Annotated in this window: 14 protein-coding genes; 5 read left to right on the forward strand and 9 right to left on the reverse strand. The window is 64.6% G+C overall.

The window, feature by feature from the left end:
- Positions 1-14: 14 nt before the first annotated feature.
- Genes MSKU9_RS06975 through MSKU9_RS07010 form a run of 8 tightly spaced genes read right to left on the reverse strand, consistent with a single transcriptional unit; the run spans position 15 to position 11,313 of the window.
- Positions 15-1,982 carry a response regulator gene (locus tag MSKU9_RS06975; RefSeq protein WP_141260589.1) on the reverse strand — a complete coding sequence of 656 codons (1,968 nt, stop codon included), beginning with the start codon at positions 1,980-1,982 and terminating at the stop codon, positions 15-17.
- Between the two features lie 35 nt (positions 1,983-2,017).
- Positions 2,018-3,883, reverse strand: a complete 1,866-nt coding sequence (locus MSKU9_RS06980) for a response regulator (RefSeq protein ID WP_141260764.1) — start codon at positions 3,881-3,883, stop codon at positions 2,018-2,020.
- Positions 3,884-3,893: 10 nt separating this feature from the next.
- Positions 3,894-4,985 carry a chemotaxis-specific protein-glutamate methyltransferase CheB gene (gene cheB, locus MSKU9_RS06985; RefSeq protein WP_141260590.1) on the reverse strand — a complete coding sequence of 364 codons (1,092 nt, stop codon included), beginning with the start codon at positions 4,983-4,985 and terminating at the stop codon, positions 3,894-3,896.
- Positions 4,982-7,108, reverse strand: a complete 2,127-nt coding sequence (locus MSKU9_RS06990) for a hybrid sensor histidine kinase/response regulator (protein ID WP_141260591.1) — start codon at positions 7,106-7,108, stop codon at positions 4,982-4,984. The genes cheB and MSKU9_RS06990 overlap by 4 nt, the downstream gene beginning before the upstream one ends.
- A 10-nt stretch (positions 7,109-7,118) precedes the next feature.
- On the reverse strand, positions 7,119-8,801 hold the full coding sequence (locus tag MSKU9_RS06995; protein WP_141260592.1) for a methyl-accepting chemotaxis protein: 1,683 nt from the start codon (positions 8,799-8,801) through the stop codon (positions 7,119-7,121).
- 6 nt (positions 8,802-8,807) lie between these two features.
- Positions 8,808-9,344: a chemotaxis protein CheW gene (locus MSKU9_RS07000; RefSeq protein WP_141260765.1), complete on the reverse strand. Its 537-nt coding sequence runs from the start codon at positions 9,342-9,344 to the stop codon at positions 8,808-8,810.
- Positions 9,344-10,711 carry a CheR family methyltransferase gene (locus MSKU9_RS07005; RefSeq protein WP_141260593.1) on the reverse strand — a complete coding sequence of 456 codons (1,368 nt, stop codon included), beginning with the start codon at positions 10,709-10,711 and terminating at the stop codon, positions 9,344-9,346. The genes MSKU9_RS07000 and MSKU9_RS07005 overlap by 1 nt, the downstream gene beginning before the upstream one ends.
- Positions 10,708-11,313 (reverse strand): chemotaxis protein CheW, encoded by a 606-nt coding sequence (locus MSKU9_RS07010; RefSeq protein WP_227002400.1) that lies wholly within the window; start codon positions 11,311-11,313, stop codon positions 10,708-10,710. The genes MSKU9_RS07005 and MSKU9_RS07010 overlap by 4 nt, the downstream gene beginning before the upstream one ends.
- A 148-nt stretch (positions 11,314-11,461) precedes the next feature.
- Between MSKU9_RS07010 and MSKU9_RS07015 the strand changes: the two genes are divergently transcribed.
- The 5 genes from MSKU9_RS07015 (at position 11,462) to MSKU9_RS07035 (ending at position 14,973) form a co-directional block, all read left to right on the forward strand.
- Entirely contained in the window at positions 11,462-11,869 is a 408-nt protein-coding gene (locus MSKU9_RS07015) for a hypothetical protein (protein WP_141260594.1), read from the forward strand.
- Positions 11,870-11,889: 20 nt separating this feature from the next.
- The gene (locus MSKU9_RS07020; RefSeq protein ID WP_141260767.1) at positions 11,890-12,561 is read left to right on the forward strand and encodes a cell division ATP-binding protein FtsE; all 672 of its coding nucleotides are present in this window, start codon (positions 11,890-11,892) and stop codon (positions 12,559-12,561) included.
- Positions 12,561-13,487, forward strand: a complete 927-nt coding sequence (locus tag MSKU9_RS07025) for a cell division protein FtsX (protein ID WP_141260595.1) — start codon at positions 12,561-12,563, stop codon at positions 13,485-13,487. Before MSKU9_RS07020 ends, MSKU9_RS07025 begins: the two co-directional genes overlap by 1 nt.
- A complete protein-coding gene (locus MSKU9_RS07030; protein ID WP_141260596.1) occupies positions 13,466-14,155 on the forward strand; it encodes a YdcF family protein in 690 nt (229 codons plus the stop codon). Before MSKU9_RS07025 ends, MSKU9_RS07030 begins: the two co-directional genes overlap by 22 nt.
- Before the next feature lie 77 nt (positions 14,156-14,232).
- Positions 14,233-14,973, forward strand: a complete 741-nt coding sequence (locus MSKU9_RS07035) for a lysophospholipid acyltransferase family protein (protein ID WP_370685917.1) — start codon at positions 14,233-14,235, stop codon at positions 14,971-14,973.
- A gap of 178 nt (positions 14,974-15,151) precedes the next feature.
- On the opposite strand, the gene phaR is transcribed toward MSKU9_RS07035, so the two are convergent.
- Positions 15,152-15,775: a polyhydroxyalkanoate synthesis repressor PhaR gene (gene phaR, locus MSKU9_RS07040; RefSeq protein ID WP_141260598.1), complete on the reverse strand. Its 624-nt coding sequence runs from the start codon at positions 15,773-15,775 to the stop codon at positions 15,152-15,154.
- Between the last annotated feature and the right edge of the window lie 308 nt (positions 15,776-16,083).

Genomic DNA, 16,083 nt, shown 5'->3' on the forward strand with positions numbered 1-16,083 from the left:
ATGACCCTGTTCCGCTATGCCTCCTGCGGGGCGCGGTTCATGATCCGTTCGATATGGGCGGCCAGATCGGCGCGGGTAAAGGGCTTGTGCATGACATCGGCACTGCCGACGGGCAGCGCGCCGGCAGTGGCGTATCCCGTCAGGTACAGCACCCGCAGCCCCGGACGCAGCGCCTGCAGGTGGTGGGCCGTCTCCAGCCCGCCCATGCCCGGCATCATCACATCCATGATGACAAGATCGATCGGCCCCAGCCCTTTCTCCATGGCCTGCACGGCGGCGGTGCCGCTGGCGTATTCCAGCACCTCATGCCCCCGTGCGCGCAGAAAGCCCGCCGTCACCGCACGCACGCCCGGTTCATCATCCACCACCATGACATGCAGCGCACGCAGGCCCGTGCCCGCCGCCGGGGTCGTGGCCATGGTCGGTTCCCGGGTGTCCGTGGCATTGCCACCGCCCTGCACCGGCAGGCACAGGTCAACGCGCGTGCCCTCGCCCGGCCTGCTGCGCACCTGTACCTCCCCGCCCACGTGACGGATGAAGCCATAGATCATGGACAGGCCCAGCCCGGTGCCGCGTCCGACGTCCTTGGTCGTAAAAAAGGGTTCAAACACGCGGGCCAGCGTCTCGGGCGACATGCCGACACCCTGATCGGTTACCGAAACCATAACGTATTCACCCGGCACCAGATTCGTGCCCGCCACGATTTCCTTTACCCGCTTCAGCGCCGTGGACACCTTTATCAGACCACCTTCGGGCATGGCGTCGACAGCGTTGATGCACAGATTGAGCACCGCAAGCTCCAGCTGCCCCGCATCAGTGCAGACCGGAGGCAGCATGCCGTCCGACGCCGCCGTATCCACCACGATTGCGCATGGCGCACCGCCACTTTTCCCCTGCCGCGACACCACCGTCTGCGCCAGCAGGTCATTCATGCCATGCAGCAGGGCGTTCACGTCCACCGGCTCAAGACTGAGGTCGCGCGGGCGGCTGAAATTGAGCAGCCTGCGCGTCAATGACGCCCCGCGCTGGGCTGCGGCGGATGCGTTGTCCAGCAGGCGGGCCACCGGACCCGTTTCCGGCCCCATGTCGCGCACCAGTTCAAGGGAGCCGAGGACGGCGGTCAGCAGGTTGTTGAAATCATGCGCGATGCCACCGGCCAGCGTACCCAGCGCCTGCATCTTTTCCGCCTGACGCAGGCGGGCCGCCATTTCCTGCTGGCGGGTGATGTCACGGTTGATGACAACGGAACACGCCGACCCGTCCCCCAGCGCCCCCAGCACGACGCGCGTGATCTCGCGCCATCGCCCCTGCACACCGCCACGGATATGTGCGGGCAGTTCAACAACTTCCTCGTCGCGTCCTTCATTATGCAGCCGTGCATGCGCAGCACGGATCAGGGGCAGCAGATCCGCATCACATAGTTCCTCCTCCGTATGGCCAAGACAGCCTGCGATGTCGCGGCCATAGAAATCGGCGGCCTGCTGGTTGATGCGGATGAAGCGGCCCTGCGCATCCATGAACCCCAGCCCCGAACGCAGGTTGTCCAGCAGGCCATGCAGCAGCATGCGCTCAGTACGCAGCTCGCGTTCCAGACGGTGGTAATCCGCCGCCTGCACGATCATGGCGCGCAGGGCATCCGGATCCCATGGCTTGTGCGAATAGAATGAAATCCGCCCCTGGTTCAGCGCCGCCGCCACGGCCCCGATATCGGCATATCCCGTCAGCAGGATGGCCTGCGCGTCGCTATATTCACGCGCGCGCGCCAGCATGACGTCGCCGCCCATTTCGGGCATGCGCTGGTCGGATACGATCACGTCCACATCGTTGCGGGCGGCAAGGATATCCAGCGCCTCGGTCGGGGATGTGGTGGACAGGACGGTAAAGGTATCTTCCAGCAGGTCCGTAAGCGCCACAAGGATCTCGGCTTCGTCATCCACCAGCAGGACAACAGGGCGTGGCTGCGTCGCGGGGTCGGTATTCATTGGTCTGCAACTCCCTGCACGAAGGTCAGGCTATCTCAACGCGCGTGATCGGATAAAGGCCGGGACGTGGTCGACTGGTCTTCGGTCGCCGGGCCGGGGTTCCATGGCACGGAAATGGTGAAGCGCGCGCCCCCCTGCGGCGCGCTGCCAACCGACAGGCTACCCTGGTGGGCCTGCACCACGCTGTAGGCGATCGCAAGGCCCAGCCCGGTTCCCGCACCCACCGGCTTGGTAGTGAAAAACGGCTCGAAAATGCGTTCCTGCACATCAGGCGCAATGCCGGGGCCGCTATCGGTAATGACAAAGACATAACTGTCCCGCCCCTCCCCGTTATGGGTCAGGAACGTATGGATCTCGATTTCCCCCTCCGCTATCCCGCCACGGACAGACATATCATCAGGCTGGGCGGCAAGAATTGCATCGGCCGCATTGCTGATAATATTCATGATGACCTGATTGAGCAGCGCCGCCTGACAGTACAGCCGGTCCGGGGCCTCATACCGGTGCCTGACCACAATGCCGCTGCCCAGTTTCTGTGTCAGCAGCGCCATGACGGTTTCCAGCGCCTCGGGCACGTCGATCAACTGGAACAGTCCTTCATCCAGTCGCGAGAATTTGCGCAGGTTCAGCACAAGGTTCTGGATGCGCCGCAATCCCATGTTCATGGACCCCACCCGGTCGCGGCATTTGTTCAGGATCGCAGCCCTGTTGTCATGATCGGGGTCGGTGCAGGCGGCTTCCATGCTGATCACGCGCTCCAGCCCACGCGCCACCGTATCCTTGTGCGCAAGGATGAAGGCCAGCGGATTGTTGATTTCATGCGCGATGCCAGCCACCAGTTCACCCAGCGACGCCATCTTGGCCGTCTGCACCAGCTTGCCCTGTGTTTCAATCAGCTTGCGGTTGGCATCGGCCAGTTCACGGTTGGCCTGTTCCAGCGCCTCGGCCAGCGACGCCTTCGACGCAATGGCCGCGGCTTCCGCGCGTGCGCTCTTGACCGCGATCTCACGCGCCTGGCGTTCCACCTCGATCCGGCGCACGTCATCCTGCAAAAGCTTGCGGCGCACCAGTACGCGGATGCGCAGCGCCAGCGCCGCAGGCCCCACGTCGCGCGATACAAGGTCGTCTGTCCCCGCTTCGAACACCCGGGCCGAGAACTCCTTCGCATCGGGCCGTGACGCGTCATCCACCCCAAGGATGCGCGGCGGCACGTTACCCGACAGCAGGTCCTCCTGCCGCCATTCGTCCAGTCTGCGGCAGACCGCCAGCCCGTCGAATTCCCGGCATGCAAGATCGATCACCACGCAGTCGGGCACATGATCAGGGTCATGCAGCAGGGAGGGTTCAAGCCGGGACGGGTCAGGGCACAGGGTTACGATATGCCCGTCACGCCGCAACTGGTCGATCAGTTCGGGCACCGCGCGCCGGTGGGCCGGTTCGGGGGCGATGACCATGATGCGCGCACGGCGGAACACGCGCTGCGGCAGGAGGGATGGCGCGTGCACCGCATGTTCACGCAGCAGCGCGCGGATACGGAAGACGATCAGCGCAGGATCGGATGATTTGGGGATATAGGCATCCGCCCCGCTTTCCAGCCCCTCGCGTTCCAGCCCCGGCTCGATCCCCTCCGTCAGAATCAGGACGGGGATCGTGCGCGTGACCGCGTTCATGCGCAGCTGGCGGGCAAGCTGTCCGCCATTCATGCCCGGCAGGTGATAATCGGCGATCACCAGCCCCGGCAGGCGTTCGTCCAGGGTATCAAGCGCGGCCTCCCCACTGGCCACGCGGTGGACGTGAAAGCCGTGGCCTTCCAGCATGCGGCGGATACGCAGGGCCTGCGTGTCCGAATCCTCCACCAGCAGCAGGGTATCGACGTGGTCCTGTTGGTCGGTCAGTGGCATCGGGGCGTCATCATCCTGCCAGGGGGTCATCGGAAGGGATCTGGCCACCCGCCATGATCCGGAGAATATGCGGGGTGATTTCATGCACAGGCAGGCTTATGCACGCAGCCCCCGCGCGTTCGGCAGCACCGGGCATGCCGTGGATGACAGCGGTGCTGCGGTCCTCCACGATGGTATAGCCACCGGCATTGCGGATGCGGCCCAGTCCCTCCACGCCATCTTCGCCCATGCCGGTCAGCAGCACGCCCAGGCTGTCCGCGCCAAATACCTTTGCCACGGAAGAAAACAGCACATCGGCCGATGGCCGCTGCCCCTGCACCAGCGCGTCATCATGCAACAGGACATCGCCGCGCGGTCCAACCGTCATGTGCCGGTTGCCCGGTGCGACCAGCACCCGGCCGCGTTCCAGTTGCATGCCATGCTGCGCCAGCATGACCGGCAGGGCCACATGCTGGTCCAGCCAGGCTGCGAACCCTTCCATGAAGGGCTGGCCCATATGCTGCACCAGCACCACGGGCAGCGCGAAATCGGCTGGCAGGTCCCCCAGCACCCGGGCGAAGGCCGTAGGCCCCCCGGTGGAGGCCGCAAGGGCAAGAACGCGCGGGCGGATATCCAGCGGCCGCGTCCACATGCCCCTGTGCCGGAAGGGTTCGGCCTGCATCAGGCGGCGGCGGATCACGGGCACCTGGCTCATGATATACAGTTGTGTCGCGATCCCCTGCGCCACGGCGGCGCCTGCGGCACCCGACAGCCCCTGCGGCTTCTCGATCACCGACAGCGCTCCCGATCGCAGCGCGTTCATGGAAACCTGCGTCGCCTGCGCGCCAACGGTGTCACTGACGATCACGATGGGGGTGGGAAAATGCGCCATGATCTGCCGGGTGGCTTCCAGTCCGTCCATGCCGGGCAGGCAGATATCCATGGAAATCACATCGGGACGCAGGCGCGGGACAAGGCGCAGCGCTTCCTCCGCCGTTTCCACGGCTTCCACCAGTTCCAGACGCGGATCGCCCGTCACCACGCGCATGAGCAGGTGACGCAGGACCGCCGAATCCTCCACGATCAGCACCCGGCGCGGGACGGGGGGCGTCATGTCGTTCACAACAGTCCCCTTATCGTGTCGATCAGTTCACCCTGATCGAATTTCTGTTTGGTCAGGTAGGCGCGCGCCCCGCCTTCCATGCCACGGCGTACGTCATCCCCCTCGTCACGCGATGTCATCAGGACAACGGGTATGCCCGACAGGTGAGGGTCGGCATGCATGGCCGCCAGCAGGGCAAAGCCATCCATGCGTGGCATTTCAACATCTGTCACCACTACATCCACATGCCGCGAGGACTGCTGGAGCAGCGTCAGCGCTTCCTCCCCATCCACCGCGAGGCAGACATCGTAACCATGGGACTGGAGGATGGTTTTCTGCAGTGTCCGGGTCGTGATCGAATCATCCACCACCATGACCAGCGGCGCATGGCGCACGGGCACGACGGGGGCGGCTTCATCCACGTCACTGAAGCACACACCGTCGTCATTACCCCGCAGCCGCCAGCGCGCGAACAGCCGGTCGGGGCTGAGGATGAAGACTGGCTGGTCCTCTCGCTGCCAGGCGATGCCGGGCACCAGTTCACTATCCAGCCCCACTGCAGTCGCATCCGACACCAGCAGCGTGCGCACATCCACCATGCGTTCCACCGCAAAGCCACAGCATGCGCCATCCACTTCCATCACCACGACGCTGACCGCGCCATCGCGCACGGGCAATGGCGCGTTTTCATCCCCCACAAAGGCCCGCAGCGGCACCAGCGGCACCAGATCCTCGGCCTGCTTCCCGGCCGGGCTGGCGGGGGACGACGTGCCATCGCCGGGATGTGGCACCACGGCAAAGGGCGCACCATTGAGCAGGCGGATCTCATCACGCCGCACCCGCAGCAGGTGACGGATCACGCGCCCGGGCAGGCCGAGGGACTGCCCCGCATTTTCCACCAGCAGCACGGTACGCTGGCGCTGTGACACCGGCACGGTCAGGGTGACGGTCGTGCCCGCAGGCTGGCGCTGTTCCATGCGCACGGTGCCATGCAGGGCGCGTGCGGCTTCGGCCACCACCGACAGGCCAACCCCGCGCCCGGCCAGCGTATCCGCCTGACCACGCGTGGAAAAACCCGGTTCGAACACACGCGCCAGCAGCTGCCGCGCATCCAGCGGCGCATCGGCATGGACCAGCCCCTGCCCCGCCGCCCGTGCGGCAATTGCCTGCAGGTCGGGGCCACGCCCGTCATCACTGACCGCGACCTGCAGCCGCACGCCGGTCAGGGTGACGGCAATGGTGATGTTCAGGCATTCGGACTTGCCTTCCTTCAGCCGCTGGGCACGGGTTTCATGCCCGTGCACGATGGCGTTGCGCACAAGATGGACCACCGGGTCGCGCAGGGCCTGCATCACGCGGCGTTCGGTCTGGACATCCATGCCATACATGTGCACGTCCACGCCCGCATCCGGCCCGCCATGTTCACGCGCGATGCGCCGGGCCATGGCGGCGAGGGAGCCGAATACGCTTTCGGCCGGCACGAGGGTCACGGCATGGACTTCCTCACCCAGCCGCAGCAGCGCGCGGTCGATCTGACCGGACATGAGTTCCCGTTCACGACCCACCGTCATGAGCCTGCGCGTCATGCGCGCGAATTCGGCCACGGGATCGGCGCGCATGCGTTCGGGCGCGTGCATGACCGCGCGGGATTCATCCAGCAGGTCCATCACCTGCGCCCATAGCCTTTCATGCCGTTCCGCCACGGACATGAGGTCATGCACCGCCGAGGCCAGTGCATCAAGCCGTGCCACAGGCACCTGCACATAGGACGGGTTTTCCCCCGTCGCGGTCACGCCGGGCGCATCTTCATCCCCCCCATTGACATCCCCGCCCGATGGCGCGGATGTCATGAGCAGGTCCACCTCATCAAGTGTGTCGGTAATCGCCTTCAGGTCCGCCGCATCCGGCAGGGCGCGGGCCGCCTGCAGGGATGACAGACGGTTTTCCAGTGCGTGGGCCACCCCTTCGACCACCGGCAGTTCCACCGCGCGCGCCGCACCCTTGAGCGAGTGGACGCGCCGGAAGATTTCCGCCAGCCCCCGCGCATCGGGGCAGCCTGCGGCCACGATGCCCCGGATCGCACGCAGGTGATCACGGTATTCCGCGTCGAATACCGCCAGAAGTTCATCGCGAAGGGTGTCCACGGCCCGGTCGTCAGGTCTGGTAACGGGCGGAGATGGTCAGCAGCTGTTTTGACAGCTTGCCAAGATTGCTGGCCGAAACCTCTAGGTTACGGGTGCCCGCCGATGTCTGCTGGCTGGCCTGGCGGATGCTCTGCAGTGCGGTCATGACCTGTTCGATGCCGATCTGCTGCTGGTTGGTCGATGCCACGATCTGCTGGAAGGCATGCACGCCTTCCTCGATCCCGCCAGTCATGCGTTCGATGGTGCGGTAGGCGATGTCAGTCCGTTCCTTGCCCGCCGAGACCCGCTTGACCGCTTCTTCCGTCAGCATGACGGACGTGTTGATGCCGCGCTGGATGTCACCAAGGATGGCGCGCACGTTCTGGGTCGCATCCCGCGACTGATCGGCCAGTATCTTCATTTCCGCCGCCACCACGGCGAACGACCGCCCGTGCTCACCCGCCGCCGCGGCCTCGATCGCGGCGTTCAGCGCCAGCAGGTGGGAGCGTTCGGACAGATCATTGACGGAGGCGATGATTTCGCTGATCGCCTCGGTCCGTTCGGACAGGGCGACGATGTTCGACGCCACGGCTTCGGCCCCGTCATGGGTATGCGCCATGGCGCGGGCCGTTTCCTCCACCGCTTCCAGCCCGCTTGCGGAACTGTGGACGATTACCTCGGCCGAGGAAATGACTTCACGCGCGCGCTTGCTGATCTGGGCACCCGAATGGGTTATTTCGTCCACGGTGGCCGCCGTTTCCTGCACAGCGGCAAACTGTTCTTCCACACTTGCGGCCTGCTGCTGGGTGGAGGCGCGGATTTCGGCCACGGCGGCGTCAAGGTTCTGCGTCACCTCCCCGCTCTGCCGCGCGATTTCACGCAGGCCGTCGATCATGCGGTTCAGCCCGGCGGCAAGGCGGGCGACCTCGTCACGGTCTTCGCCCATGCCGCCCACCTTGGCGCGGGTGGCAAGGTCGCCCTGTCCCACGCGTTCCATCACATGCATGATGGACGAAATCGGTTCCATGATCGACCGCCGCGTCCAGAAGGTCACGATCAGGGCCACGACAACCGCGCCCGCCATGCCTATGGCCAGCGAACGGCGGCTGTAGTCATACGATGCCGCCCCCTGTGTTTCAGCCACCTGCACCCCATGGTCCAGCAGGGATGCGGCCCGCCCCACCAGCAGTTCTATCGACTGTTCGCGGCTGTCGATACGCGACGCCTGTTCACGCACGCCCGCGTCATTGCCCGCGCGCATGGCCTGGAACAGCATGGCGGCGCCACGCGTATCCATCTGGAACTGCGCGGAAATTTCACGTAACTGACTGGCGACGGTATTGAACATCTCACGCTGGTCATCGCTGCGGGCCAGCCTGCCGCCTTCTTCCGCGCGCGACAGCACGCCCGCCAGCAGCCTGTCTGCGTCACGCGCCTTTTCATCCCATCCGGCAATCGCGTCTTCCAGCATGGTGGGGGCCGTTTCAAAATCATGCGCGTAATAATGCGCAAGGATCGCGAGCCTGCGGGCGACCAGATCATTTTCATTGGCGCGGATATGCGTCAGTTCACGGTAGACTGACAGGTCGCGGGTGACGATGATCGTCATTTCATCACGCACCTCCCGGATCTGTCCCAGCGCGTAGATACCCAGCGATACCATCAGCAGGACACCGACCATGAAGCCGAACAGCAGGCGATTGGCGATTGTCACGGTACTTCACACTCCGACATAACGGGAAGAAAACAGGCGGGCGGGATCAATGACGGTCAGGCTGCGCCCATCGGGCAGGCTGGCCTGTGGAAAACCCGAAGGGGTCAGCGGCGTGGGCGTGCCCGTGATTTCCACGGTGCCCGCCGCCCCACTGGCCAGAAGGGCTATGCGCCCCAGCGGAATGCTGGAAACCGAGCGCAGCAGCAGCATCACGCCCGGATCTTTCAGCGGGACACCACCCAGCAGCACCGAAAGGTCGAATACGGTGTACAGGTCGGCCTGATATCCATGCACACCGCGTACGCCGGGCGGACAGTCGGGCCTGCGGGGCATATCACTCCAGACCGGGTCGGTCACCCGCAGCACCGCATGCAGGTCCACCCCGCAGGCCTGTCCCGCAAGGTCCAGCATGACCAGCGGCCGCCCTGCGGCACCTGCCGCGTACTCCTGCCCGCGCGCGGCCATGATACGCGCACGTTCATGCAGTACCCGCCGGGCGAAGGCGTCCCGGCCCGAAGGCGACGTGGTGTCCCCTTCCGTCATCACGATGTCACCTGCGCATGGCGGATGGCCGGTGCCTCACTGGCCTGACGGGCCAGGCGCAGCAGGCCCCCCGCCGTCATGCCATCCCCATCCGGCAGCACGGTATCAGGCGGACAGCGGCGCACCAGTTCCATCATCTGCTGACGGATACGGCCTGCCTCCACCCCTCCACCCGCATCTTCCAGCAGGCGTGCAAGGTAGCAGCGCGCCATGACATGGTCGCGGCACAGGTAAATGACCCGGCGGAACGATTCCTCGGCCTGAAGCAGGCTGCCTTCCCCCCATGCCAGCACGGCGAACAGGAAATGGATGCGGGTGTCCATGGGATGGCGAAGCAGGTGATCACGGCACATGCGCATGGCCAGCGGAACCCGGCCCGTATCCGCCACCTGCCGGATTTCGGCGGCGACAGGCGCGCTGTCCACTTCAGGCATGGCCACCAGCGCATGTGCGGGCCTGCGCCGGGGTGCGGGGGATGCGACGGACACATCCTGCCCGCCCCTGCCCTGCAATGGCGGGCGAAACGCCAGCGTACCCGGCAGGCGAACGGTTTCAAGGCAGGGCGCGAAACAGGATACGGGTTCAGAATGCCCCAGCAGTATCCAGCCTTCGGGCACAAGCCGCTTCGCCATGGCCTGGACCAGCGCCTGCGCCTGTACCTGCGCGAAATAGATCAGCACGTTGCGGCACAGGATCAGGTCGAATGGCCCCGGCGGCCCACCGTCAGGGCGCAGCAGGTCAAGGACATTGCTGTAACGGAACCGGACCATGCGGCGATAGCATTCATGCAGCCGCCATATCCGGGGACTGACCGGGGTAAACCACGCGGCACATTGCGCGGGGGCGATATCACGCAGGGTCCATGCGCTGAATTCGGCCTGGCGCGCCTGTTCCAGGGCACGGGTGCTGATATCGGTGCCAAGGATTTCGATATGCCAGTCAGCGGGGTTCATGCCCGCTTCATCCAGCAGGCGCGTCAGCAGGATGGCGATGGAATAGGGTTCAGCCCCGTTGGAACAGCCGACACTCCATATCCGCAGGCGGCGCGTGGCGGCAGCCCTGCGGATCAGTTGCGGCAGGATGGTATGTTCGAGGGCCGCAAACTGTTCGGCATACCGGAAGAAAAACGTCTCCCCTATCGTAATGGCGGATTCCAGTTCCCTCCATTCCCGGTCACCCCGCGCCCCGTCATCAAGCAGGGCAAGATAATCATGGCAGGTACGGCAGCCATGCAGCGCCATGCGCGCGCCCACCACCTGTTCCAGCAGGTCGGCCTTGTCCACGTAATAATGCAGCCCCGTGCGGTGGGTCACCGCATTGAGCAGGCGCCGGAAGCCCGCGGGGGGAAAGGCGGCCGATCCCGTCATGAATGGCTGTCCCCATGCGCGTCACGGGGCATGTCGGGTTGGGAATCGTCAATCGCGGCCCACAGTGTGGCGCGCGCACGGGTACGTTCCATCAGGGTATCCAGCCGCATGCGTTCATCATCATTGATGATGTCGGTCATGCGCAACATGAATGCAATGCCACCATCCCCAAGTTCCAGTTCCCGGCCTGCACCCTCGCCTCCCGCCATGTCGCCGTCAACCGTGACTGATGCGACCGACGTGGGCTGTGGTCGTCGCGTGACCTCGCATACCGCATCCACCAGCAGGGCCACGCTGCCCCCGCCGGGCAGGTTGCACAGCAGCAGCGGGCAGTACAGCAGGTCCACCGGCTGGCGCACCGCCTGCGTGCGTTCCCCCAGCAGCACACCAAGGTCAATCACCACCACCATGGCCGTCCCCAGCCGGAACCACCCCGATATATGCGGCAACGCCACGGCCACCGGCATCAGTTCGGGCACGGGCATGCATTCCCTGACCACAAGCCCCGCGGGCAGGCCATACTGCCGCGAACCCACGCGGAAGATCATGACGGGCGACGACGGCAGCCGACCCGATCCGTATCCGTTATCGTGCTGTGGCATGGCATGATCCATTAGCAACGGCGCAACCTGCTGTTTCCCATATGCACAAGGCAGAAGTTTGCATTTAATACAAGCGATCGCTACCTCGGTCTGGAATGCGTTTCCAACAATCCCGGGAAGCGGTACCCATGACCGGAGTCTTGTTTTAATGGACAGTCACTTTTCCAACCAGCAGCAGGACCGCACGCTGCCCCCCACCACCAGTACCATGGGCGGAGTGAACGTGCCGCGCATCGTGCGGGTGGCGGTATGGTCGGTTTTCTACTTCCTGTTCTACCTGGTGCAGCAGGTATCGGAACTGGTGGCCCCGCTGGTGCTGATCCTTGGTATCGGATGGAGCGCACTGCCCCATATCATAGGGATCGTGAATGGTGCCGCAGGCAACGACCCGCAGACGCGCGACATGATCGCACATGTCGCGCATTCCATCCCCGACCACCTGGAGGTGGGGTCGCACCTGCTGACCCCGTCCTCGCTGGTCTTTGACGGGCTGCTGCTCATGGCGGCGGCGGCGCTGTGCGCGACGCTGTCCACCATTGCCGCGCGCACCATGTAAAGACCGGCAGGCCCGCCCGCATGTTCCGCCTGCATGATGTCAGCTACGCCTATGGCGGCAACCGCGCCGGGGTGGCTGCGCTGTCCCATATCAGCCTTGATGTGGCGCAGGGTGAATTCCGCTGGCTGCTTGGCCCCTCGGGGGCTGGCAAGTCATCGCTGCTGTCCATCCTGTCGCTGGAAGTGCAGGCCAGTGCGGGCATGGTGGAAATACTGGGCGTGCCGGTCATGCAGGCGCGGCGCAGCAACCTTGCGCGCCTGCGCAGGCGCATCGGGACGGTGTGGCAGGATTTCCGGCTGCTGCCCGACCTGAGCGTGTTTGACAATGTCGCCCTCCCGCTGCGGCTGCAGCACCGCGCGGAAGACGAGATCGCCCATGAGGTCCACGCCATCATGAAATGGGTCGGGCTGGAAAACCGCCTTGACGCGCGTCCACTGCAGCTTTCGGGGGGCGAACAGCAGCGGGTCGCGATCGCGCGCGCGGTGATCTACCGCCCCGCCCTGCTTCTGGCCGATGAGCCGACCAATGCACTGGATGAACGGCAGGCGGGGCGCCTCATGGCCATGTTCCACCGGCTGGCCGAACTGGGCACGACCATTGTGGTGGCCACCCACAATGACGCGATCGTGGAAAAATATCCCGCCCCCGCCATTGAACTGGCGCATGGCCACATGGTGCGGGATTACCGCTGATGGCACGCAGGCGTTACCATGACGGGCTGGCCCTGCATCAGGCATTGCCGGGACAGTTCCTGCCTTTCCTTGTGGCGGCCATGTCCTTCCTTGCGGCACTGGCGCTGGCGGGGGGAATTGCGGCGCACAATCTGTCACAGCGCTGGACCCATGGCGCGGGAGCGGTCACGACCGTGCAGGTCCCCGGCCCTGATGACCCGGCGGCCGGTTCGGGCACGCGCATTGCCGCCGTGCAGGACATTCTGACCCATGCCCCCGGCATCGTTGCGGCGCACCGGCTGAGTGATGCGGAACTGCGCAACCTGCTGGCCCCATGGATCGAACAGACCGGGGATGCATCCCTGCCCCTGCCGGCCGTGATCGAGGTGCATACGGCAGCCGGACAGGACCCGATGTCCCCCCTGCTGTCCCGGCTGGAAGCCATTGCCCCGGGCGTGATGGTTGAACATGACAGCATATGGAGCAACCGGCTGGCAGCCCTTGCGGGCAGCCTGCAGGCCTGTGCACTGCTGGCCGTTCTGATCGTGATGACGGTAGCGGTGTGCGTGGTCATGGCCGCGACACGCGCGGGACTGCAGACCCGGCGGCAGGCCATTGTGCTGATCCATTCACTGGGCGCGATGGACAGCTATATTTCCGGGCGGTTCGCATCCCGCGTGGGGCTGCTGGCGCTGGTGGGGGGGCTGGGGGGTAGTCTTGCGGCACTGCCCATGCTGCTGGCCATGTCGCATCTGGCCGCCCCCTTTTCCGCCATGACCGACGCGCCCGTCCTGGCCCCCGTGGACTGGCGTGATCCGCGCGCATGGGCGGACATCGTGCCGCACGCGCTGTTATGGATGCTGCTGGCGCTGCCACCCGCGGCAGGGATCACGGGGTGGATCACCACGCAACTGACCGTGCGGGCATGGCTGCGCCGCCTGCCATGACACACCCGCCACATGGGAATGACCGCCCCCCCGCCCGCCGCCGCAGGCTGCTGGCCACGGGCGTGCTGGCCACCATACTTGCATGGATGGCGGGGCTGGCATGGTTTACCCGTGACGCCATGCGCGCCCCCATACGGCTCCCGCATGCGGACGGGATCGTGGCCCTGACGGGTGGGCAGGGCCGGATTGACGAATCCCTGCGCCTGCTGGCGCAGGGCGATGCGGACCGGCTGCTGATTTCAGGCGTGGCCCCGCATGCGACGCTGGGTGATTTCCTGCGCCACCTGCCCCAGCCCGTTCCCCTGACATTATGGACACGGACGACACTGGGCCACAGCGCCACGTCCACGCTGGGTAATGCGGATGAGACGGCCGCATGGGTCCAAGCCTACCATATCCGCAGTCTGGTCGTGGTGACGGCAGGTTACCACATCCGCCGCGCCATGCTGGAAATCTCGCGCACGGTGCCCGATGTGCGTCTGTATGGTTACCCGATCCGTTCTCCCGCGCTGCGGCACCTGCTGCATCCCGCCACCATGCGGCTTATGGTTACGGAATATGACAAATGGCTGCTGGCCTGCCTGAATGTCGCCCGCCTGACACGGCCCCTGCACGGCCTGATAAACCATACCGATACCCGACCCGACGCGCCCCCGGTCATGGGCTGAATACCAGCCCGCCGCTTGTCCTGACGCCGGTTTTCTGGTGTTAGGAAAACCCATTCATACTGATGGACCCGTTCGTGATGACAGTACTGCGCGCGCTTGCCTTCAACCTGTATTTCCTGCTGCTGACCATCGTGATGGGCATTCTGGCCTTTCCCATCCGGCTGTTCGCACCGGGACGGGCACTGGCCTATGCCAAGGTATGGACGGGGCTGACCCTGCGGGGATTACAGCGTATCTGCAGGATCGACATACAGGTCAGCGGTATGGAGCACATACCTGCCGGGCCATGCCTGCTGGCGTGCCAGCACCAGTCCGAATTCGACACACTGGTCTGGATGAACCTTGTACCCCGCCCGACCTATGTCATGAAACGCGAACTTGAGCGCATACCGCTGGTTGGTCCCATGCTGCGGCTGAGCGGCATGATCCCGGTGGACCGCGATGGCAAGGCAAAGGCGCTGCGCGCCCTGCTGGCCGCCACCGACGCAGCAGTGGCCGATAACCGGCAGATCATCATTTTCCCCGAAGGCACGCGCACGGCCCCGGGAGCCCCCATCAGCCTGCAGCCGGGCATTGCGGCCCTTGCTACCCATACCGGACTGCCGGTCATTCCCGTGGCAACCGATGCGGGGCTGTACTGGAAACCCGGCAGTTTGCTGAAACGCCCGGGTACGATCCATATCGTTGTGGGCGCGCCACTGCCCGCAGGGCTGCGGCGGGCGCAACTGCTGCCCACGATTGGTCAGGCCTGGCGGCAGTTGTGTACCAGCCATGGACTGCCGGTGCCTGCACAGGCATCGCCTGCCGATCCCGCCTGAAGATTATTTGAAAATAAAGGTTCCTGGGTATCGCTTTTTTCAAAAAGGCGATGTTCTTCGAAGTTTTTTGAAAATAGCTTCAAAAAACTTTTATTGTCAGCGCCCTGAACCGCCTGACGGTTATCACCATCGGTGGACTGGCGGAAGGACAACCAACTGTTCCGCCCGCAGGGCATGGTCAGGAATTGCCCTTTTCATCGGGCGCATCCCCGTTCTGTAGCGCCGCCACCTGCTGGCGCAGATCCATGATTTCCTGCAGCAGGTTTTCCACCGTCCGGTCCCCGCCCCGTTCCACGGCGTAAAGGGAGGTAAACAGGGACATGGCCTGCCGCACCACGGCAGCGTTTTCCTGCCCCAGCATCTCCAGCCCATCCGGTGTCGCGGATGGCGGCTGACGGTCCATGAATTCGGTCATCATGCGTTCCAGGTAATCGGATACCTCGCCCTGCCTGCTGTCCCCATAACAGCGGATAAGCTGGCGCAGGAAGGCAACCGGCAGCATGGCCCGGCCACGGGTTTCCTCTTCCAGCATGACCTGCGCCAGCACGCCACGGGTTATGTCATCGCCCGTACGGGCATCCAGAATGACAAAGGCGCGGTCCTGCTTGACCATGTCCATAAGGTTTTCAAGGGTGATATAGGCCGAAAGCTCGGTATCGTACAGCCGCCGATTGGCGTATTTCTTGATGATTACCGGGACAGAAGATACCGACAAATGCCTTCCTTTCGCATGGATCGGGCACGGAGCACCCGGATGGGCCATAACACCGCCCACCACATGGCGGCCAACCCGGCCAGACATTGCGCCGGTGGGCCGGTGACATAGATTTCCCGACCAGATTTGCCCACCCTTCGAACGCATCCGGCCTTACTCCGTGGACCGAAGGGCGAGGCACCTCGGAATGTGCCGGTCCCTGACATCCATACCGCCAGACAACCCGTATTATGTCATAATATCAGGGTCCGGCCACGAGCCGGATCATTAATTGTGATTCCGGATGGGAAAACAATACCGTCAGCCGGTTTCCGTTTCTCATCCGCATGTTACGGCCATAACGGAATGGCGGGTATTTGCGCCTTTCATCCCGCCATAACCTTCGTTTTCCTGCA

The organism is Komagataeibacter diospyri, from assembly GCF_006538165.1.
GTDB lineage: Bacteria > Pseudomonadota > Alphaproteobacteria > Acetobacterales > Acetobacteraceae > Komagataeibacter > Komagataeibacter diospyri.

What these genes read in the sequence shown, in the direction of transcription:
- MSKU9_RS06975 (WP_141260589.1), bottom strand. Translation starts at nt 1,982, where the DNA reads ATGAATACCGACCCCGCGACGCAGCCACGCCCTGTTGTCCTGCTGGTG.
- MSKU9_RS06980 (WP_141260764.1), bottom strand. Translation starts at nt 3,883, where the DNA reads ATGCCACTGACCGACCAACAGGACCACGTCGATACCCTGCTGCTGGTG.
- MSKU9_RS07000 (WP_141260765.1), bottom strand. Translation starts at nt 9,344, where the DNA reads ATGACGGAAGGGGACACCACGTCGCCTTCGGGCCGGGACGCCTTCGCC.
- MSKU9_RS07005 (WP_141260593.1), bottom strand. Translation starts at nt 10,711, where the DNA reads ATGACGGGATCGGCCGCCTTTCCCCCCGCGGGCTTCCGGCGCCTGCTC.
- MSKU9_RS07010 (WP_227002400.1), bottom strand. Translation starts at nt 11,313, where the DNA reads ATGCCACAGCACGATAACGGATACGGATCGGGTCGGCTGCCGTCGTCG.
- MSKU9_RS07015 (WP_141260594.1), top strand. Translation starts at nt 11,462, where the DNA reads ATGGACAGTCACTTTTCCAACCAGCAGCAGGACCGCACGCTGCCCCCC.
- MSKU9_RS07020 (WP_141260767.1), top strand. Translation starts at nt 11,890, where the DNA reads ATGTTCCGCCTGCATGATGTCAGCTACGCCTATGGCGGCAACCGCGCC.
- MSKU9_RS07025 (WP_141260595.1), top strand. Translation starts at nt 12,561, where the DNA reads ATGGCACGCAGGCGTTACCATGACGGGCTGGCCCTGCATCAGGCATTG.
- MSKU9_RS07030 (WP_141260596.1), top strand. Translation starts at nt 13,466, where the DNA reads ATGGCTGCGCCGCCTGCCATGACACACCCGCCACATGGGAATGACCGC.
- MSKU9_RS07035 (WP_370685917.1), top strand. Translation starts at nt 14,233, where the DNA reads ATGACAGTACTGCGCGCGCTTGCCTTCAACCTGTATTTCCTGCTGCTG.
- phaR (WP_141260598.1), bottom strand. Translation starts at nt 15,775, where the DNA reads ATGTCTGGCCGGGTTGGCCGCCATGTGGTGGGCGGTGTTATGGCCCAT.